At 63.4% G+C, this 18691-nt stretch carries 21 protein-coding genes and 1 tRNA gene; 14 read left to right on the top strand and 8 right to left on the bottom strand.

Translation table 11 applies throughout. The annotated features are described in order from the left end of the window. The first annotated feature begins 11 nt into the window (after positions 1–11). From JKL46_RS22510 to JKL46_RS22485, 6 genes are all read left to right on the top strand, one after another. Positions 12–1232 (top strand): LL-diaminopimelate aminotransferase, encoded by a 1221-nt coding sequence (locus JKL46_RS22510; RefSeq protein ID WP_201837583.1) that lies wholly within the window; start codon positions 12–14, stop codon positions 1230–1232. A gap of 105 nt (positions 1233–1337) precedes the next feature. Further along, the gene (locus JKL46_RS22505; RefSeq protein ID WP_201837581.1) at positions 1338–2660 is read left to right on the top strand and encodes a homoserine dehydrogenase; all 1323 of its coding nucleotides are present in this window, start codon (positions 1338–1340) and stop codon (positions 2658–2660) included. A 56-nt stretch (positions 2661–2716) separates the two neighbouring features. Further along, positions 2717–3715: a class II fructose-bisphosphatase gene (gene glpX, locus JKL46_RS22500; protein WP_201837579.1), complete on the top strand. Its 999-nt coding sequence runs from the start codon at positions 2717–2719 to the stop codon at positions 3713–3715. Between the two features lie 198 nt (positions 3716–3913). Continuing rightward, complete coding sequence (locus JKL46_RS22495) at positions 3914–4357, top strand: GNAT family N-acetyltransferase (protein WP_201837577.1); 444 nt, start codon at positions 3914–3916, stop codon at positions 4355–4357. Positions 4358–4526: 169 nt separating this feature from the next. Continuing rightward, positions 4527–6338 carry a single-stranded-DNA-specific exonuclease RecJ gene (recJ, locus tag JKL46_RS22490; RefSeq protein WP_201837575.1) on the top strand — a complete coding sequence of 604 codons (1812 nt, stop codon included), beginning with the start codon at positions 4527–4529 and terminating at the stop codon, positions 6336–6338. A 75-nt stretch (positions 6339–6413) separates the two neighbouring features. After that, positions 6414–6489: transfer RNA gene (locus JKL46_RS22485), tRNA-Glu, on the top strand. 62 nt (positions 6490–6551) lie between these two features. Here JKL46_RS22485 and JKL46_RS22480 read toward each other — a convergent pair. Beyond that, entirely contained in the window at positions 6552–6851 is a 300-nt protein-coding gene (locus JKL46_RS22480) for a hypothetical protein (RefSeq protein ID WP_201837573.1), read from the bottom strand. A 163-nt stretch (positions 6852–7014) separates the two neighbouring features. Between JKL46_RS22480 and JKL46_RS22475 the strand changes: the two genes are divergently transcribed. Together JKL46_RS22475 and JKL46_RS22470 are read left to right on the top strand one after the other, a co-directional pair. Next, positions 7015–7830 (top strand): GGDEF domain-containing protein, encoded by an 816-nt coding sequence (locus JKL46_RS22475; protein ID WP_201837570.1) that lies wholly within the window; start codon positions 7015–7017, stop codon positions 7828–7830. Positions 7831–7941: 111 nt separating this feature from the next. Further along, positions 7942–8175, top strand: coding sequence for a DUF6894 family protein (locus JKL46_RS22470; protein WP_201837568.1), 234 nt, complete (start codon positions 7942–7944; stop codon positions 8173–8175). Between the two features lie 159 nt (positions 8176–8334). Here the strand turns inward: JKL46_RS22470 and JKL46_RS22465 are convergent, their stop codons facing one another. From JKL46_RS22465 to JKL46_RS22455, 3 genes are all read right to left on the bottom strand, one after another. After that, positions 8335–8589 carry a hypothetical protein gene (locus JKL46_RS22465; RefSeq protein ID WP_201837566.1) on the bottom strand — a complete coding sequence of 85 codons (255 nt, stop codon included), beginning with the start codon at positions 8587–8589 and terminating at the stop codon, positions 8335–8337. 89 nt (positions 8590–8678) lie between these two features. Then, positions 8679–9338: a 2-dehydro-3-deoxy-6-phosphogalactonate aldolase gene (locus JKL46_RS22460; protein WP_201837564.1), complete on the bottom strand. Its 660-nt coding sequence runs from the start codon at positions 9336–9338 to the stop codon at positions 8679–8681. Positions 9339–9376: 38 nt separating this feature from the next. Beyond that, positions 9377–9661, bottom strand: a complete 285-nt coding sequence (locus tag JKL46_RS22455; protein ID WP_201837562.1) for an acyl carrier protein — start codon at positions 9659–9661, stop codon at positions 9377–9379. 309 nt (positions 9662–9970) lie between these two features. On the opposite strand from JKL46_RS22455, the gene JKL46_RS22450 reads away from it, so the two are divergent. From JKL46_RS22450 to speB, 3 genes are all read left to right on the top strand, one after another. Beyond that, a complete protein-coding gene (locus JKL46_RS22450) occupies positions 9971–10486 on the top strand; it encodes an Lrp/AsnC family transcriptional regulator (RefSeq protein ID WP_201837560.1) in 516 nt (171 codons plus the stop codon). A gap of 99 nt (positions 10487–10585) precedes the next feature. Next, complete coding sequence (rocD, locus tag JKL46_RS22445) at positions 10586–11785, top strand: ornithine--oxo-acid transaminase (RefSeq protein WP_201837558.1); 1200 nt, start codon at positions 10586–10588, stop codon at positions 11783–11785. Between the two features lie 19 nt (positions 11786–11804). Then, positions 11805–12842, top strand: coding sequence for an agmatinase (gene speB / locus JKL46_RS22440; protein ID WP_201837555.1), 1038 nt, complete (start codon positions 11805–11807; stop codon positions 12840–12842). 137 nt (positions 12843–12979) lie between these two features. Here the strand turns inward: speB and JKL46_RS22435 are convergent, their stop codons facing one another. Next, on the bottom strand, positions 12980–13957 hold the full coding sequence (locus JKL46_RS22435) for an acetyltransferase domain-containing protein (RefSeq protein ID WP_201837554.1): 978 nt from the start codon (positions 13955–13957) through the stop codon (positions 12980–12982). 87 nt (positions 13958–14044) lie between these two features. Between JKL46_RS22435 and JKL46_RS22430 the strand changes: the two genes are divergently transcribed. From JKL46_RS22430 to JKL46_RS22420, 3 genes are all read left to right on the top strand, one after another. Beyond that, positions 14045–14758, top strand: a complete 714-nt coding sequence (locus tag JKL46_RS22430; protein WP_201837677.1) for an SIR2 family NAD-dependent protein deacylase — start codon at positions 14045–14047, stop codon at positions 14756–14758. 127 nt (positions 14759–14885) lie between these two features. Next, complete coding sequence (locus tag JKL46_RS22425) at positions 14886–15506, top strand: cold-shock protein (RefSeq protein WP_210381434.1); 621 nt, start codon at positions 14886–14888, stop codon at positions 15504–15506. 11 nt (positions 15507–15517) lie between these two features. Further along, complete coding sequence (locus tag JKL46_RS22420; protein WP_201837553.1) at positions 15518–15973, top strand: DUF192 domain-containing protein; 456 nt, start codon at positions 15518–15520, stop codon at positions 15971–15973. A gap of 7 nt (positions 15974–15980) precedes the next feature. Here JKL46_RS22420 and JKL46_RS22415 read toward each other — a convergent pair whose 3' ends face one another. The 3 genes from JKL46_RS22415 to JKL46_RS22405 all read right to left on the bottom strand — a co-directional run. After that, the gene (locus JKL46_RS22415; RefSeq protein ID WP_201837552.1) at positions 15981–16865 is read right to left on the bottom strand and encodes a GGDEF domain-containing protein; all 885 of its coding nucleotides are present in this window, start codon (positions 16863–16865) and stop codon (positions 15981–15983) included. A 268-nt stretch (positions 16866–17133) separates the two neighbouring features. Next, positions 17134–17394 (bottom strand): PilZ domain-containing protein, encoded by a 261-nt coding sequence (locus JKL46_RS22410; RefSeq protein ID WP_201837551.1) that lies wholly within the window; start codon positions 17392–17394, stop codon positions 17134–17136. Between the two features lie 572 nt (positions 17395–17966). Further along, positions 17967–18691: calcium-binding protein (locus JKL46_RS22405; RefSeq protein ID WP_201837550.1), on the bottom strand; the 725-nt coding region annotated here is incomplete at its 5' end.

The raw sequence follows: 18691 nt of genomic DNA, 5'->3' as shown, positions 1-18691 counted from the left end.
GGACGAGAACGATGCCTGACTTTTACCGGATTAAGCGCCTCCCGCCTTACGTCTTCGAGCAGGTCAACCGCATCAAGGCCGCCGCCCGAGCCAACGGCGCCGATATCATCGACCTCGGGATGGGCAATCCGGACCTTCAGGCACCCCAGCACGTCATCGACAAGCTGGTCGAGACCGTCGGCAAGCCGCGTACCGACCGTTACTCCGCCTCAAAGGGCATTGGCGGCCTGCGCCGCGCCCAGGCCGGCTATTACGAGCGCCGCTTCGGCGTGAAGCTCAATCCCGACACGCAGGTGGTAGCGACCCTGGGCTCGAAGGAGGGTTTCGCCAACATGGCCCAGGCCATCACCGAGCCGGGCGATGTGATCCTGGTGCCGAACCCGAGCTATCCGATCCATGCCTTCGGCTTCCTGATGGCCGGCGGCGTCATCCGCTCGGTCCCGGCCGAGCCGACCCCGGAATTCTTCGTCGCCGCCGAGCGCGCGGTGGCGCATTCGATTCCGAAGCCGGTGGCGCTCGTGGTCTGCTATCCGTCGAACCCGACCGCCTACGTGGCCTCCCTCGACTTCTATCGCGACCTCGTCGCCTTCGCGAAGAAGCACGAGCTGATCCTGTTGTCAGATCTGGCCTATTCCGAGGTCTATTTCGACGAGTCGAACCCGCCGCCCTCGATCCTGCAGGTGCCCGGCGCGATGGATGTGGCGGTGGAGTTCACCTCCATGTCCAAGACCTTCTCCATGGCCGGCTGGCGCATCGGCTTCGCGGTCGGCAACGAGCGGCTCCTGGCGGCGCTCGCCCGGGTGAAGTCGTATCTCGACTACGGCGCCTTCACGCCGGTGCAGGTGGCGGCCACCGCTGCGCTGAACGGGCCGGATGACTGCATTCGCGAGATGCGCGCGACCTATAAGCGTCGCCGCGACGTGATGGTCGAATCCTTCGCCAAGGCGGGCTGGCAGGTGCCGGTTCCCACCGCGTCGATGTTCGCCTGGGCGCAGATCCCGGAGAAATTCCGCGCCATGGGCAGCCTCGAATTCTCCAAGCTCCTGGTGGAGAGGGCCGATGTGGCGGTCGCCCCCGGCATCGGATTCGGCGAGCACGGCGACGACTATGTGCGCATCGCGCTGGTGGAGAACGAGCAGCGCATCCGCCAAGCCGCCCGCAACATCCGCAAGTTCTTCGACAACGCCGACCAGACGCTCCACAACGTCGTGCCGATGGTGCGCCGGGGCTGATCTCCACCAGAGCGCGCGGCATGCCATTCGGGTGCCGCGCCGCCATGGACATGGAACCTTGAGGGTCGTACAAGCGGCCCGGCAAATCTCAAGGAGCTGTTGTTCGTGACACGTCCCCTTCGGGTCGGCATTGCCGGCCTCGGCACCGTCGGCGCTTCGGTCATCCGCATTCTCGACCGCCAGAACGAGGCTGTCGCCCAGCGCGGCGGCCGGCCGGTCGAGATCGTGGCCGTCTCGGCCCGTGATAGAGCCAAGGATCGGGGATTCGATCTCGCCCGTTTCACGTGGTTCGACGATCCGGTGAAGCTGGCCCGCTCGACCGATGTGGATTGCGTCGTCGAACTGGTGGGCGGCGCGGACGGTCCGGCGCTGGAGACGGTTCGGACAGCCCTGTCGCTCGGCAAGCATGTCGTGACCGCCAACAAGGCGCTCCTGGCCAAGCATGGCCTCGAATTGGCGAAGCTGGCGGAGGAGAAGGGCGTTTCGCTCGCCTTCGAGGCCTCCGTCGCCGGCGGCATCCCGATCATCAAGACCCTGCGCGAGGCGCTTCCGGCCAACCGCATCTCGCGCCTCTACGGCATCCTCAACGGCACCTGCAACTACATCCTCTCCCGCATGGAGCTCGAGGGGCTCACCTTCGCCGAATGCCTGGCGGATGCGCAGCGCCTCGGCTATGCGGAAGCGGACCCGACCTTTGACGTGGAAGGCTTCGACACCGCCCATAAGCTTGCGATCCTGACGAGCCTCGCCTTCGGCACCGAGATCGACGCCGAGGCGATCTACGTGGAGGGCATCTCCTCGATCACGCCGCTCGACCTTGCGATGGCGAGGGAACTTGGCTTCCGCATCAAGCTTCTTGGCGTCGCCGAGCGCACCAGGACCGGGATCGAGCAGCGCGTGCACCCGACCATGGTGCCCCGGACCTCGTCCATCGCCCAGGTCATGGGCGTGACCAATGCCGTCACCATCGATGCCGATGCGGTGCGCGAGCTGACCCTGATCGGACCAGGGGCAGGGGGCGATGCCACGGCATCCGCCGTCGTGGCCGATATCGCCGATGTGGCGACCGGCAATGTGCAGCCGCTCTTCGGCGCCCCGACCGGCCAGCTCGAAAAGGCGCAGCGCGCGCCGATGCAGCGGCACGAGGGCGGTTACTACGTGCGCCTGACGGTGCATGACCGTCCCGGCGTCGCGGCGGGGGTGGCGACCCGCATGGCCGAGGCCGACATCTCGCTCGAGAGCATCCTGCAGAAGCGCTCCGAGATCGCGGCGACGAAGGATCCGCACGGGCGGTCCGGCACGCCGGTGCCGCTGGTTCTCATCACCTATGCGGCCGCCGAATCCTCGATCCGCTCGGCCTTGGAAAAAATCACGGGGGATGGTCTTATCGCCGAGCCGCCCCAAGTCATCCGCATCGAACGCGAGTAACCTCACGCAGGGCCGACAGGCCAGCTGCCGACCTCAATAAGGGAGACGACAAGTCCATGTCGCAGGGCATTACCGTCCAACCGGGCCTCATCATCGAACGCATTCTGACCCTGGAGCTCGTCCGCGTCACCGAGCGCGCGGCGGTGGCCTCCGCAAGGCTGCGTGGCCGTGGCAACGAGAAGGCCGCCGACCAGGCCGCCGTGGACGCCATGCGTCGTGAGCTGAACAAGCTCCCCATCGACGGCACGGTGGTGATCGGCGAGGGCGAGCGCGACGAGGCGCCGATGCTCTTCATCGGCGAAAAGGTCGGCAACAAGCAGGGTCCGAAGGTCGACATCGCCGTCGATCCGCTCGAGGGTACGACGCTGTGCGCCAAGGACATGCCCGGTTCCATCGCCGTCATGGCCATGGCCGAGGCCGGCACCCTGCTGGCCGCTCCGGACGTCTACATGCACAAGATCGCCGTCGGTCCCGGCTATCCGAAGGGCGTCGTCGATCTCGATGCCAGCCCCGAGGAGAACCTCCACAGCCTCGCCAAGGCGAAGGGAGTGAAGGTGAACGAGCTCACCGCCCTCGTGCTCGACCGGCCGCGCCACGCGGAACTGATCGCCGCCATCCGCAAGACCGGCGCGGGCGTCCGCCTGATTTCGGACGGCGACGTGGCCGGCGTGATCTTCACGACGAAGCCTGCGGAAACCGGCATCGACATCTATCTCGGCATCGGCGCGGCGCCCGAAGGCGTGCTGGCGGCCGGCGCCCTGCGCTGCATCGGCGGCCAGATGCAGGCCCGCCTGATCCTCGACACCGAGGAGAAGCGCTCCCGTGCCCTCCAGATGGGCGTCACCGACCCCAACAAGAAATACGACATGACGGACCTCGCCCGCGGCGACGTGATCGTGGCGGCGACCGGCGTGACCGACAGCGCTCTCACCAAGGGCGTCCATTTCGGCAAAGAGGTGATCACGACTGAGACGGTCGTCTATCGCTCCGCCACCGGCACCGTGCGTCGCATCTACGGCGAGCACCGCGAGCTGTCGAAGTTCCACCTGGATTAGCGCTTCAGGCATCTCGTCGATCGTCATGGCCGGGCTCGTCCCGGCCATTTGCATTTCGACCGACTCTCACCTCATCCTGAGGAGGTCGCGGAGCGACCGTCTCGAAGGAGGATCCAGTGCTCTCTGGAGCCTCCTTCGAGACGCAGACTTCGTCTGCTCCTCAGGATGAGGGCAGTGTTTCATGAGACTGGACATCATATGCTTCAAATCCGCCCCTTCACTTCGGACGACCGCGAGGCCTGGGAGCCTCTCTGGCAGGGCTACCTGACCTTCTACAAATCCTCCGTCCCGGCCGAGGTGACGGAGGCGACATGGAACCGCTTCCTGGATCCCGCAGAGCCGATCCATGGGCTCGCCGCCGTCCTCGACGGCCGGATCGTCGGCATCGTCCACTACATCTTCCATCGCTCCACATGGACGACGAGCGACTATTGCTACCTGCAGGACCTGTTCACCGCGGAGGAGGCGCGGGGCCGGGGCGTGGCGCGAGCCCTGATCGAGGCGGTGTACGAGAAGGCGAAGGCCGCCGGCGCGAGCCGGGTCTACTGGCTGACGCACGAGACGAACACGACCGCGCGAGCCCTCTACGACAAGGTCGCCGACCGCAGCGGCTTCATCCAGTATCGGCAGCTGTTCGGCTGATCAGCTGTGTCATCCCCGGCGAGCCGAAGGTGAGGGAAGGGGATCCATTGCGCCGAGCGTGCGAGTGGATTCCCTTCCCCTCCGCTCCGCTCCGGCCGGGAATGACACGGTGGATAGCCGCAGGGGTGCCAGGATGCTTTGACCACAATTCGCGGGTAAGACTGGCGCTGTGACCGAATCATCGCCTCTCCTCCTGCCGAAGCCCTTCCTGGGCGTTACGAATTCTGCTCTCGGGCGAACCTGGGTCGAGCGCTGCGATGCCGCCCAGAGCACGATCGCGCTCGCCATCGCCCAGACCCATGGCCTTCCCGACGTGCTCTCCCGCGTCCTTGCCGGACGAGGCGTCGGCATCCACGACACCGAGGGCTTCCTGAATCCGCGTCTGCGCGACCTCATGCCCGATCCGCATGTGCTGACCGACATGGAAGCGGCGGCTTCCCGGCTGGCCGATGCGGTCCGTCGCAACGAGAAGGTCGCGATCTTCGGCGATTACGACGTGGACGGCGCCTGCAGCGCCGCGCTGCTGGCGGAATACCTGCGCGCCTGCGGGCTCGACTATGCCATCCACATCCCGGACCGGATCACCGAGGGCTATGGCCCGAACGTGGATGCCATCCGGGCGCTGAAGGAGCAGGGGGCCGATATCCTGGTCACCGTCGATTGCGGAACCGCGAGCATCGAGCCTCTGGCCGAGGCGAAGCGGCTTGGCCTCGATCCCATCGTCCTCGACCACCATCAGGCGCCGGAGCAATTGCCGGACGCGCTCGCCATCGTGAACCCGAACCGGCAGGACGATCTGTCGGGCCTCGGCCATCTCTGCGCGGCCGGCGTGGTGTTCCTGTTCCTCGTCGCCCTCAACCGCGCCCTGCGCCTGCGCGGCTTCTTCCAGGGCAGGCCCGAGCCCGACCTTATGGCGAGCCTCGATCTGGTCGCCCTCGCGACGGTGGCGGACGTGGTGCCGCTGACCGGCCTCAACCGGGCCTTCGTCCGGCAGGGGCTGGCCATCATGAAGAGCCGCCGCCGGGTCGGCCTTGCCGCGCTCCTCGATTCCGCCGGCCTCGCCGGTGCGCCGGAAAGCTGGCATCTCGGCTATCTCGTGGGGCCGCGCATCAATGCGGGCGGGCGCATCGGCGATGCGGCCTTAGGCTCGAGGCTGCTGCTGACGGAGGATCCCGTCCAGGCGGCCAAGCTCGCCGCCGAACTCGACCGGCTCAACCGCGAGCGCCAGGCCATCGAAGTGGTGGCGGTGGCCGAGGCCGAAGCGCAGGCCCTGTTCGCTCTCGAGAACATGCCGGACCGCCCCGTTCTGATGACGGCATCCGCCGAATGGCACCCGGGGGTGGTCGGCCTGATCTCCGCCCGCACCAAGGAGCGGTTCCGCCGCCCGGCCTTCGCCTTCACCCTCAATCCCGACGGTACGGCGACCGGCTCGGGCCGCTCAGTGCCTGGCGTCGACCTGGGCTACGCCGTGCGCGCTGCCGTCGATGCAGGTCTTGCCATCAAGGGCGGCGGCCACACCATGGCGGCCGGCGTGACGATCCGGGCGGCCAATCTTCAGAGTTTTCTGGAGTTCATCACCGATAAGCTCTCGGAGCCCGTGAGCGCCACGCGCCTGCGGGACAATTTCGCCGTCGACGCGACGCTGACCGCGGCGGGCGCACAGCCAGCAGTGGTGAGCGCCCTCGAACGGGCAGGGCCCTTCGGACAGGGGCAGCCCGAGCCGGTTTTCGTGTTCCCGCAGCACCGGGTCGTCGAGGCGCGGGAAGTGGGTAGCGGCGGGCACATGCGGGTCAAGATGCGCGGCGGTGATGGCAGCTTCATCGGCGGAATCGCATTCCGCGCGGCCGGCCAGCCGCTCGGGAATGTCCTGTCCCACGGCATCGGCAATCCGCTCCATGTCGCCGGAACTCTCTCGGTCGACCGCTGGGGCGGAAACGAGAAAGTCGAGGTGCGGATCATGGACGCGGCGCGGCCGGAATAATTGAAATCTGGTGCTTGCGGTGCGTCACGAACCCATCTATAGGTTCGCCCACTTCGGCGGCACCGCCCCGAAATTGCGCCCTTCGTCTAGCGGTCTAGGACGTTGCCCTTTCACGGCAAAAACACGGGTTCGAGTCCCGTAGGGCGCGCCACCTTACAATTCCGGAAATCGATATCCTTCCAGACCTCAGCCGGTTCGATAGCTGTGCCAGCGCTAGATCGGGCTGCCTTTGATCTTCGTGACCATTTCCCAATTATTGCCGTTCGCGATCATGCAGGCTTTGCCATCGGGCAGCGTGAGCACCATGGTCCAGGAGCCATGCGAGGAGGCGAAGACCTCCATGACCTGTCCGGGCTGGGCAAGGCCGATCCCGACCCGGCCTTCCTTGTATTGATCGGCAAGCAGCTTCACGAGCTGTTCACGGGGGGCGCAGGCGGTCTGGGCGCCGGCGGACGGCGCGATCGCAATCAGGGCCGCGATAGCCCCGATGGTCGCGAGTGGGTAGCGGATCATGGCGTTCCCTTGACGGTTGACCCGCATTGACCCTCGGCATGGCTCTAAACGCCGGCCAGCGGAAAAAGCTCCAGCTGAGCTGAGTGGAATTACCTCTATCCAAGCGATTTCAGATCGGCTAACGGCTCTGCTATAAAGTGTCGTCTCAGGCCGCTCTCCAACCATGTCGATGTTCCGGAACTTCATCCGCAAATTCACCATGCCGACGATCACGAGCCAGGCGGACCTCGTGCGCTACGTCGTAAAGGTGACGGTTTTCGCGCTCGTCATCTCGCTCGCGGCCGACCTGACCACGCAGATCGTCTTTTTCACGTCATGGACGGCAGTGCTGCGAACGGCAATCGTCACGACCCTGACCGTCGGAGTGATCGCGATCCCCGTTTCCTGGATCTTTGGGCGGGCGCAGCGCGAGCTGCAGGAAACGAAGCGCCGCCTCGAAGCGATCAGCCATACCGATCCGCTTACCGGCCTGCCGAACCGCCGCGCCCTGATCGAGGCGATCAGTTCGCCGACCCCGGCGACGACCGCGATGGTGATTGCCGATATCGATCAGTTCGACGCGATCAACGACAATCACGGCCTTCGGACTGGCGACGTCGTGCTCCAGGCCCTGGCCCGGACCATCGAGGCGCATCTCTCCGATTACGGCCTCGTCGGCCATATGCGCGGCGAGCAGTTTGCGCTCATCTCGTTCGAGACGCCCATCGAGCGAATCGTGAACGTCATAACTGACATGCTGCGCGCGGTGGGGAGGACGCCGATCATCACCCCGACCGGCGCGATCCAGGTGACGATGTCGGCCGGCATCGCGATCCGCGGCCCCGACGACACCTTCGAGAGGCTCTATGGCGAGGCGGACGACGCGCTTTCCGAGGCAAAGCGGGCCGGCCGTAGCCAGCTGAGGCTGTCTGGACGGGCCAGGCAGGCGGCACTTTCCGGCGAGGCGGCCGACCGGATGAACCTCATTCTGAAGCTGTGAGGCAATATGAGGCCCCTTTGCATGATGTATGGGGGTGGGTTAGACCTTCCGTTGAACCTGCTGCCTGCAGACGCGTTTCTCTCGCCATAGATATCGTTGAGCTGAACTCCCATGCCGCGCTATTTTTTCAACATTCGGGACGGCTACGACGTCGACGAGGACGAGGAGGGCATCGAGCTGCCCGATCTCGATGCAGCCCGCGCCGAGGCGCTCGCCACCGTCGAAGAGCTTCGGGACGAGTTGGCCGATGCGGGCAATATCGAGCTCGAGATCACCGACGAGACCGGCCGGCGCCTTCTGACGGTTCCGTTCTTCCGAGGGGGGCAGGGCGGGCGGCGTCGCTAAAGCATCGGACCCAAAAGTGGATTTGCGCTTTTGGGATGATCCCAATGGTTTCTTACTGAATGAGAGCATCGGTCAAGACGGCCCTCCGGGTCCGTCCGATGCTCCAAAGAAAAGGCCCGGCTTCGAGCCGGGCCCTCTCTGCCAATCGACGTCGAGCGATCAGCACTCGGTCTTCTTCTTGGTGGTCGTGTCGCCGAACTCGTCGGTCTTCTGCTTGGTCTCCGTTGTGCAGCCCACGCTGCCCGTGGAGGTCGTGACGGAGGTGGAGGACGTCGTGCTCGGCTCGGTCGTGCGCTCGATCGTGGTCTTGCTGCCCAGGATGCCCTCTTCCTTCTTGATGGTGGTGGTCGTGTCCTGGGCGAAGGCGGCCGTGCTGAGAAGCGAAGCGGCGAGGATAATGACAGTCTTCTTCATCGTGAAACTCCAACGTTAAGCCTGACCCGGTGAGAACGGCTTTCTCTCCGAGGGGTTCCTGCTCTGGTGTTTCAGATGGTTTTTAAGGCTCAACCCGCCGTTAAGACCTGCCAGGCGGTCGCAAACGCGCGGGCGTTGCCGCCGATCTCCTCCACCGACATGGATGGCGTGAAGAGCGCGGAGCCCAGCCCGAAGCCGTTGGCGCCCGCATCGAGGTAGGGCTTCATGTTGTCCGGCTTGATGCCGCCGACGGGGAGCACGACGGTCTCCTTGGGCAGCACGGCTCGCCAGGCTTTCACGACTGCGGGAGGAATGGCCTCGGCGGGGAAGATCTTGATGGCGTCGGCTCCCGCCTTCAGTGCGGCGAAAGCCTCGGTCGGCGTGGCGACGCCGGGGGTGCAGACGAGCTCCTGCTCCTTGGCGACTTCGATCACCTCGATATCGGCGTGGGGCATGACGATCAGCCTGCCGCCGACATCTCGGACGCCGTGCACCTGCTCAGGATTCATCACCGTGCCTGCACCGACCAGCACGCCTTTCGGCATGGTCTTGGCCAGAATCCCGATGCTGCGGAACGGGTCGGGCGAGTTCAGGGGCACTTCGATGATTCGAAAACCCGCTTCGACCAGAACGTTGCCGACGGCCTCGGCGTTCTCGGGCTTCAGGCCTCGCAGGATGGCGATCAGAGGAAGTTCGGTCAGATAATCCCGCAGCACCACATCACCTCCATGCCGCAGCAAGGCGGCCATCGATCCGGTGTTCTAGTTGGCAAAGATGAAAACGGGTTTCAACCTTTTGTCGCCGGCGGCGCGAGAAATCGTGTCAGATGAGAAACGGCGCTGCGGATCGTATCCTGCCCATCGGTGCTGTGCTCGATGAACCAGTCTTCGAGGGCAACACCAGGGTACAATTCCTCGACCCCGGCGAAGAACTGCATGAGCCTCAGGGAATCGAAACCAAGAGCATAAGTCAGTGATGTATCGAGACCGATCGGCGTCTTGCTGTTGCTGTTGAGCGATTGGCAAAGCGCTACGATACGCTTTGCGACATCCCCCTCCGGAGTAGAGGTCACTGGTTTTGCCCCGATTCAATTGACGTAGAGTCATATCGGGAAAACATCTTCGTTCAACAATGAAATGATATAATTCCTTGTGTAATTAATAATAATTGAATGGGTAATTTGGTATAGTATATCCAATTATATTTCTTTGATTGTGGGATGGCGATGCGAACAATTTCTGGTTTCTCTTTCGCATCGCCAAGCGGCGAATTCCGCACCCGCCTATCGGCGGAATTGCGCCGCCCGCGGTTCGTGGATAGAGACCTGATGAACCGCCATCGGATCCGTCCCGGTCCGCATGGGTTTCGTTCGAGCTTAGACATGAAGCCGCCATCGAAGCTGCCGAGCCGCAGCGCCAAGCCCGCTCTCGACCGGATCGATCTCCTGATTCTCGATGCCCTTCGTGACAATGGGCGCATCACTTATCAGGCCCTTTCGGAACGTGTCGGGCTGTCGGCACGACCCTGCCTCGAGCGCGTCAGACGGCTTGAACAAAAGGGGGTGATCCGAGGTTATGCGGCCCAGATTGACCCTTCCGCCCTTGGGCACGACATCATCGCGCTTGCTGGGATCAGCATGCGGGACCCGTCCACGGGGACGCGACAGCGTCTTGAGCGGGCGCTCGCCGCCAATCCCGCTGTGATCGATCTGCAGGTGGTGAACGGCGAGTACGATTATGTCGCCCGCATCGTGGCGCCGACATTGGCAGCCTATGAGACGCTGACGGAGGCTTATCTCGCCGATCCCGGCTTCGGAATCGGGCGTATCCACACGACTTTCGTCCTGAAAACGCTCAAGGATTTCGAGGGCTATCCTGTCCCCGACAACCGGGATTGATCCGAGTGCAGCGGACCGACGACAGAATCGGCTGTGGTCCGTGCGGATTTCAGCCTCAACCGGATCGCATGGGACATAAGCTTATCCATGGAGGATCCCATGGATTTCATCGCTCTCGAACGATCGGTCACCGCACATAATTACGATCCTTTGCCCGTCGTCCTGACGGAGGCGAAGGGCGTCTGGGTCACCGACACGGAAGGCCGGCGCTATCTCGACATGATGAGCGCCTATTCGGCCGTCAGCCTCGGCCATGGGCACCCGCGGATCCTGAACGCCATGATGGAGCAGGCTTCCCGGCTGGCCGTCACCAGCCGCGCCTATCACACCGACATTCTCGGTCCCTTCCTGGAACGCCTCGTCCAGGTCACCGGTCTCGATATGGCGCTGCCGATGAACACCGGCGCGGAGGCCGTGGAGACTGCCATCAAAGCTGCCCGGCGCTGGGGCTATTCCAGGAAGAAGATCGCACCGGACCAGGCCGAGATCATCGTTGCCGAGAACAATTTTCACGGCCGGACGACCACCATAGTCGGCTTCTCGTCCGATGAATCGTATCGCGAGGGATTCGGGCCGTTCGCAGGCGGCTTCAAGCTGGTGCCGTTCGGCGATGCCACTGCCGTCGAACGAATGATGACGAAAAACACCTGCGCCGTCCTGATCGAGCCGATCCAGGGCGAGGCGGGAATCGTGGTGCCGCCGGAGGGCTACCTGAAGGATCTTCGCGCTATCTGCGACCGGCACAATGTCCTTCTGATCCTCGACGAGGTTCAGTCAGGCCTCGGGCGGACGGGTCGCTGGTTCGCCCACCAGCACGAGGACATCAAGCCGGACGGCCTCGTCCTCGGCAAGGCGCTGGGCGGCGGCGTCTATCCGGTTTCCGCCTTCGTCGGCACGCACGACGTCATGAGCGTGTTCAATCCGGGCTCGCACGGCTCGACCTTCGGCGGCAATGCACTCGCCGCCAGGATCGGACTGGAGGCGCTTGCCATCATCGAAGAGGAACATCTCGTCGAGCGCAGCGCCGAGATGGGCGGCTACCTTCAGGATCGGCTGCGCGCCATGCGCAGCAACATCGTGAAGGATGTGCGCGGCCGCGGCCTATGGGTCGGCGTCGAAGTCGATGCGAACGTCGTCTCCGCGCGGTCCGTCTGCGATGCGCTGCTCGAGAACGGCGTGCTCTCGAAGGACACCCACGGCACAGTGCTGCGCTTTGCGCCGCCGCTCACCATCACCCGCGACGAGATCGATTGGGGAATGGAGCGGATCGAGCGGGTCTTCGCCCGCGCCGTTCACTGATGCAAGGGGTAGACGAGCGATGATGAAGAACCTCAAGAAAAAGACCGCTCCCGCAAGCCGCGAACAGCGCCTCGAAGCCTACCAGCCCCTGTCCGGCATGGTCGTGCCGCGCTTTGCCGGGATCTCGACCTTCATGCGCCTGCCGCACGTCGCGCCGACGCAGGCCCCCGGCGAGATCGATATCGCCATTCTCGGGATTCCTTTCGACGGGGCGACCACGAACCGCCCCGGCGCGCGCCTCGGCCCGCGTCAGGTGCGCGAGGCGTCTTCGCTCATGCGCCTCGTCAATTACGGGACGCTCGTCGCGCCTTGCGATCTCTGTGCCTGCGCGGATGTGGGCGATGTGCCGGTCAATCCCATCGACGTGCACGACACCCTGCGTCGGATCGAGGCCGAGGTGTCGTATCTGCATCAAGGCGGCGTGACGCCGCTGTCCATCGGTGGCGATCACATCATCTCCTATCCGATCCTGCGGGCGCTGGGATCCTCTGGACCGGTGGGCCTGATCCACGTGGATGCACATAGCGACACCGGCGACACCTATTTCGGCGGCCAGAAGCTGACTCACGGCACGCCTTTCCGACGTGCGATCGAGGACGGCGTGCTCGATCCGAAACGCATGGTTCAGATCGGCATTCGCGGTACCATGTATTCAGCCGACGAGCGCCGATGGGCCCTCGATCAGGGCGTCCGCATCATCGATATGGAAGAGGTGGCTGAGAAGGGCATTTCCTACGCCATCGACGAGGCCCGCCGCGTGGTCGGCATGGAGCCGACCTATTTCACCTTCGACATCGATTCCATCGATCCCGCCTTCGCGCCCGGCACCGGCACGCCGGAAATCGGCGGCTTCACCAGCCGCGAGGCCCTGCAGCTCGTGCGCGGCTTCCGGCACCTCAACCTCATCGGCGCGGATATGGTGGAAGTCTCGCCGCCGCTCGACCAATCGGGCGGAACGGCACTGGTCGGCGCCTCCATTGCCTTCGAGTTGCTTTGCCTGCTGGCGGAAGCGCGGAGCGAGCAGCGCTCGAGAGCAACACAGCTCGAAGTGATTTGAGCAAGTCCCACTTGTCATGGCCGGGCTTGTCCCGACCATCTCGATACTGAGAAGCGCCGCACTCTTCGTCATCGGGATCACCGGCATCGATCCCCGGATCAAGTCCGGGGAGGTGATGACGTGCTGAGGAGCACGATCTATGACGGCGGATTTTGGCGCATGCATTGCTGCGCGGCGCGCGAAATCCGGGTGCTGTCCTCCGCCGCGGCCGTGCCGGCGAGGAGCCTCTGCCAGAGATCGCGCTCGGGCACCTGCTGCACGATGCATGAGCAGACGGATGGGCAGAGGGCCGGATTGCCATTCTGCGCCAGGCAGATCTGCTGGCAGGCCGCCGTCGTGTTCGGCCCGACCATCTGCGCGACACCGTAGAGAATGCCGAGCAGAACGATCTGATGGATGAGGTAGATGGGCAGGCTCTTGCGCCCCGCCCAGACCAATCCACGGGAGAGCGCATTCTCTGCGCGCCAGCGGGCAAGGCTCATCGTTTGTTGGCGCGGCAGCAACAGCCGTCCTGCGGCCACCCCGATCAGGGTGAGGCCGAACCAGGGAAAGATCGGCACGTAATCGTTGGCAACCGGTTCCGATGCGCCGAGCCCGAGCCAGTCGAGCCAGGGCGCGTCGAGAGCCGGGCTCGTGAAGATTTGCGGTGCGATGAGGCATAAGGCAGCCGCTGCCAGCGTCAGTGCAGGGTGAAGCCTCAGGAAGGGCAGGGCCAGAACGCTCGATACGGCGATGCAGTGAAGGATGCCGAAGAAAATGTAGCTCTCCGGAAAGGCGAAATACGTCACCAGCGTCACCGCGAGAGCCGCTCCGCCGACCTTCATCAGGCGCCTGAGAAACGGCCTCCGGCGGAAGCCCTGGACGTGAGCCAGGACAAGGCCGAAGCCCGCAAGGAAGAGAAACGAACCGGCGATTCCGCGCGCGAACCAGCGCCATGCCGGGATCTGCAGGATGTTCGTCGCGATCAGCTGGAGGAAGCTCAGGTCCCAGCTGAAATGGTAGACGATCATCGCGACGATCGCGAGGCCGCGGGCGACGTCGACGGCGTCCCAGCGCTGGGATGCGGCGGCTCTGGCCCCTGAGGAGGAGAGGGCGGTCAAATCTGCTTGTGTCATGGACAGGGCCATTCCCTCCGGGTCGCGAGGCGTTAGTTTTGTGAAATGACCGAGAGCCATCCTGCGTCAATCGCCACATTCCTGGACATGGTTCAAGAGGCCGGCTTGATTGCCGGCTTTACGGGAGCTGGGATCTCGACGGAGAGCGGCATCCCCGATTTCCGGTCGCCCGGCTCTCCCTGGATGCGCCACAAGCCAATTCCGTTCGATCTCTTCCTGCAAAGCGCGGAAGCCCGGAGAGAGGCGTGGCGGCGGAAATTCGCGATGGACGATCTCTATCGCGGTGCGCGTCCGAGCCAAGGGCACATCGGTCTCGCCGCACTTGCCGCATCCGGCCGCATGCCGGCGGTGATCACGCAGAACATCGACGGTCTTCATCAGGAATCCGGCCTCTCCGCCGACCAAGTCATCGAGCTGCATGGCAACGGCACTTACGCCAAGTGCCTGTCCTGCAACCGGCGTCACGAACTCGATTGGGTGAGACAATGTTTCGACTCCGATGGCGATCCGCCTGAATGCATCGCCTGTGGCGGTGTTCTCAAATCGGCAACCATTTCATTCGGGCAAGCGATGCCCGATGAGGCGATGCGCCGGGCGCAGAAACTCGCGCGATCCTGCGACCTGTTTCTCGTCGCGGGCTCGTCACTAATTGTCTATCCGGCCGCGGCCTTTCCGGCCTTCGCCAAGGAGAACGGAGCGCGGCTGATCATCGTCAATCGGGAGCCGACACCCCTCGATTCTGAGGCGGATCTGGTGATTCATGCGGAAATCGGCCCGATCTTCTCAAAATTTATCACGTAAATTCAAGAACATGCAGATTGCCGAAAATTTCATCGCCGGTTGAGTCGCGTTTCCGGCTTCCCCTGATTCAGGACGATGTTATCCTCTTATTAAGAATCGGGTTCATGATTCGAGTTTGGGTAATTTCATGACTGGCGATTACGGCTCCAATTCTTTTAGTCTCCGAGAGGAGAATCCCTCATTAGATCAGGGTCGCCGCGAAGTTCCGCAGCCGGCCAATGAAGAGGGGGCTCTCGAACTCATCCAGGTCAGTGGTCGGATCAAGTGGTTCGATGTGGCCAAGGGCTTTGGCTTCATCGTGCCCGACGATGGCAAGCCCGACGTTCTGCTCCATGTGACCTGCCTGCGGCGCGACGGCTACCAAGCCGCCAATGAGGGCGCCCGGATCGTGGTCGAAGCAGTCCAACGCCCGCGCGGTCTCCAGGCCTTCCGGATTCTCTCCCTCGATGAATCGACGGCGCTGCACCCCTCGGAACTCCCGCTGCCCCGCACCCATGTCCAGGTCGTGCCCACAAGCGGTCTGGAGCCGGCTGTGGTGAAATGGTTCAATCGCCTGCGCGGCTTCGGCTTCCTCACCCAGGGCGAAGGCAAGCCTGACATCTTCGTTCATATGGAGACCCTTCGCCGCTATGGCATTGCCGAGCTGAAGCCGGGCGAGCGCGTCTTCGTCCGCTTCGGCGATGGCTCCAAGGGCCTCATGGCCGCCGAAGTCCGTCTGGCCGATATGGCCCTGCCGCACTCCCACTAGCGAGCGTTCCCGTGCTGTCGCGTTTTCGGCCTGCGTTCCCGGCCCTGGGCTTTCTCGTTCTTCTCGCAGGGGCTGTCTACGCCCAGGCTTTCGAGCAGCTTTCCATCTCGTCGCAGGGCGGGCAGCGTCAGAGCTTCCGGGTCGAGGTCGCGCGCAACGATGCCGACCGGGCGCAGGGGCTGATGTTCCGCCGGGCGATGCCGGCCGACCAGGGAATGCTGTTCGATTTCGGCCGGGTCGAGCCCGTTTCCATGTGGATGCAGAACACCTATCTGCCGCTCGACATGCTCTTCATCCGCTCGGATGGCACCATAGCCCGCATCGCGGCGAATACCGAGCCGCTTTCGACCCGGACGATCCCGTCCGGCGAGCCGGTTCTGGCAGTGCTGGAGTTGAATGCCGGCACGGCGGCCAAGCTCGGGATCAAACCTGGAGATCGGGTGGAGCACCCGGTCTTCAGGCGCTGAGGCTTTTCTACACCAGAGTCGATGCCGCAACCCTGTTGCGGCCGTCATTCTTCGCCTCATAGAGCAGGGCGTCCGCCCGCCGCAGCAGGGCCGAAAGATCCTTCTCCTCCGGAGAACGTTCGACCACCCCGAAGCTCGCAGTTACCAAGCCGGGTGTCAGGCGCCCGATCGATCGGGTCGCAAGGCCTTCCTGGATCAATCGAGCCGTCTCGACCGCGTCGCTCAGTGGCGTGTTGGGCAGGACGATGCAGAATTCCTCCCCGCCTGTCCGGGCAAAGAGATGGGCGGGGCGCAATATTGTCTTCACGAACCTTGCCACGCCGACCAGGACTGCATCGCCTTTGGCATGGCCATGCTGGTCATTGATGGTCTTGAAGCGGTCGAGATCGAAAAGGATGGCGCAAATCGGCGTCTGGTTCCGCTGCGCGCGGGCGATCTGCTCCTCCGCCCGGCTGACGAGCCATCGCCGGTTGCCGATCTCGGTCAGGGGATCGGTCTCCGCGGCTCTCGCGAGATTTGTCAAGGTCAGGTCCAGCTCCTCGATCGCGTCCTGAACCTGCTCGAGCATATGGCCCGCCTCGTCCGAAAGATCGCGGGGCAGGGTCGGGATCTGCTTGTTCTGGCGATAGTCGCCGAGGGCTCTGGACACGACACGGACGGGAGCCAGCATCCCATTGACGAAGAAAAAGGTCAGTCCCGTGCCGGCAAGGGTCGCAAGCAGCAGCACAAGCAGTTCATTCCAGTGCTCACGGCCGAGGTTCGGATTGGCAATAAGGATCCAGAATGCGAACGCGATCAGAGGAATATGAGTGCCGACGAAGCAGATCAGCAGGATCCGACCCGCGTAACTGCGTGGGCGACCGAGCTTGTTGAACAGTCGGTAGGTCTTCATCGGCCCTCTCGTCCCGCTCGAGATGTAATTATAGGAATATTCCGCAACGGAACATGCCCAATATCCGGTTCACCGGGTCTTGGAAAGATTGCCTCGCCTGCGAAAGCGAGGGCTAGAGCATCGGACCCAAAAGTGGACCCACTTTTGGGATCCAATCCGATGCTCCACTCTTGGGAGAGCGCATCGTTGAACGCAGACCCGGAGGGCCACGTCAGTGAAAACCGGGTCCACTTTTCGCTGACGCGGCCCTCCGGGTCTGCACGATGCGCTAATCCATAAACCTTGCGCCGTAATGCGCTCCGGAGTTCCAGACCAGCTGAACCATGGCCCGGGCGTCTTCCGCCGGGATCTGGAGCTCGAATTTCAGAGGAACGTCGGCCGGGGCCGGGATGATGAGCCTTACGCCCGTCTCCGACAGGTCCCAGACAGTACAGTCGAGCGGTGCCCCGCTGTCCTTGCCGGTGATCCGCCCTTCCAGATAGGTGGAATGGCGCGGTCTCGATCTGCGCTCGGGCGTCCAGGGGCTCATGCTTGCAATCCCTAAGGCGGAAGAATGCTTTCAATATCCGGCGAAGCTGGCGTGAGGGTTTTCTCGAAAGCCGGGAGGAGGGCGGACAAATCGTCCCGTCCCGCGGGGCGGTCCTGTGCCGGGCTGTCGAACCAAAAAGAAAGCGCCTCCCGAGGGAAGGCGCGAAGTTGTGACCCGTAGGGGCAGCCTTGGGTCATCATCTCTCAATGACCGGGCTTGCGAAGAAAAGCTAGATCCAGGATGCGGCTCTTTAGAGGGAGGTATACCTCGGACGATGAAGGCGAACAAAGCTTTCCCATCGCGGAACAATACATTCGGAAAGATCACGAACATCGATGACTTGGCCTTTGTCGGTCTTTTTTCCTGATGCCCTGAATATAATACTTATGTAAAACTTCGATCTTCAGCTCGTCCCTATTGGGCGCAGATGCAGGCAGGCCCGTGGGCAGCGTTAGCCGCTCACGGGCCTGCCGTTTTTGGCGGGTCGGATGCAGGGTCAAATGATTGGCTGCCGCACCGTTCGAGTTGATACGGATGGCAGCTCCTTTCACTTGATCGGGAATGATGTCGGCTCAGACGATGAAGAAATCGGCTGCCGTCAACTTCAGGTTCTTGGAGAGAGTAGCGAATTGCACAGCCTTGCCCGCTCCGGAGCCGTCCGCATCGTAGTACAGCGCGCCCTTCTTGTTGTCGTAGACAAGGTAGTCGTCCTTGTCTTTCGCGGCAGAGCCGACGGTGAAGAAGCCCTTGTTCAATTTGGCCGGATCCGACTCGGTACCCTTCGTGCCGAGCTTTTTGAACACTGCGTTGTCCAACCAGATCGCATCGTATTTCACGTTGAAATCGGTGATCTTGTCCGTGTTGGCAGTCTTCTTGAGCTTGGTATTGAACACGAAAACGTCATGACCCGTACCGCCGGTCAGCGTGTCCTTGCCGTGACCGCCGAAGATCACGTCATTTCCTGCGCCACCCCAGATCTTGTCGTTTCCGGCACCACCCTTGATGACGTCGTTGCCGGCGCCGCTCTTGATGACGTCGTTACCGGCAGTGCCCTTAAGGACGTCATTGGTGGCAGTGCCCGTCAGCTGATCGGTTCCGTCCGGCGTCAGGCTGGTGGTCGGCGTCGGAGCAGGCGTCGACGAAGGCGTCGAATTGGGCACCGGACGTGCGATGGCGTCCGCGCTGCTGTGAATCGAGTTCGGCGCGATCGTCGAATTGACCAGGCCCGTGTTGGCGCCGTAGGTGCTGTAGTGCACGTTGCCGACGCCGGCGAGCACGTTGTTGGTGATCACGAGGC

It is taken from the genome of Microvirga zambiensis WSM3693, from assembly GCF_016735695.1.
Taxonomy (GTDB): Bacteria; Pseudomonadota; Alphaproteobacteria; order Rhizobiales; family Beijerinckiaceae; genus Microvirga; species Microvirga zambiensis.
The sequence above is the reverse complement of the archived record's forward strand: the minus strand, read 5'-3'. Positions and strand labels throughout refer to the sequence as shown.

Coding starts and splice junctions, on each gene's coding strand:
- JKL46_RS22510 (WP_201837583.1), top strand. CDS start 12: ATGCCTGACTTTTACCGGATTAAGCGCCTCCCGCCTTACGTCTTCGAG.
- glpX (WP_201837579.1), top strand. CDS start 2,717: ATGTCGCAGGGCATTACCGTCCAACCGGGCCTCATCATCGAACGCATT.
- JKL46_RS22495 (WP_201837577.1), top strand. CDS start 3,914: ATGCTTCAAATCCGCCCCTTCACTTCGGACGACCGCGAGGCCTGGGAG.
- JKL46_RS22480 (WP_201837573.1), bottom strand. CDS start 6,851: ATGATCCGCTACCCACTCGCGACCATCGGGGCTATCGCGGCCCTGATT.
- JKL46_RS22475 (WP_201837570.1), top strand. CDS start 7,015: ATGTCGATGTTCCGGAACTTCATCCGCAAATTCACCATGCCGACGATC.
- JKL46_RS22470 (WP_201837568.1), top strand. CDS start 7,942: ATGCCGCGCTATTTTTTCAACATTCGGGACGGCTACGACGTCGACGAG.
- JKL46_RS22465 (WP_201837566.1), bottom strand. CDS start 8,589: ATGAAGAAGACTGTCATTATCCTCGCCGCTTCGCTTCTCAGCACGGCC.
- JKL46_RS22460 (WP_201837564.1), bottom strand. CDS start 9,338: ATGGCCGCCTTGCTGCGGCATGGAGGTGATGTGGTGCTGCGGGATTAT.
- JKL46_RS22450 (WP_201837560.1), top strand. CDS start 9,971: ATGAAGCCGCCATCGAAGCTGCCGAGCCGCAGCGCCAAGCCCGCTCTC.
- rocD (WP_201837558.1), top strand. CDS start 10,586: ATGGATTTCATCGCTCTCGAACGATCGGTCACCGCACATAATTACGAT.
- speB (WP_201837555.1), top strand. CDS start 11,805: ATGATGAAGAACCTCAAGAAAAAGACCGCTCCCGCAAGCCGCGAACAG.
- JKL46_RS22435 (WP_201837554.1), bottom strand. CDS start 13,957: ATGACACAAGCAGATTTGACCGCCCTCTCCTCCTCAGGGGCCAGAGCC.
- JKL46_RS22430 (WP_201837677.1), top strand. CDS start 14,045: ATGGTTCAAGAGGCCGGCTTGATTGCCGGCTTTACGGGAGCTGGGATC.
- JKL46_RS22425 (WP_210381434.1), top strand. CDS start 14,886: ATGACTGGCGATTACGGCTCCAATTCTTTTAGTCTCCGAGAGGAGAAT.
- JKL46_RS22415 (WP_201837552.1), bottom strand. CDS start 16,865: ATGAAGACCTACCGACTGTTCAACAAGCTCGGTCGCCCACGCAGTTAC.
- JKL46_RS22410 (WP_201837551.1), bottom strand. CDS start 17,394: ATGAGCCCCTGGACGCCCGAGCGCAGATCGAGACCGCGCCATTCCACC.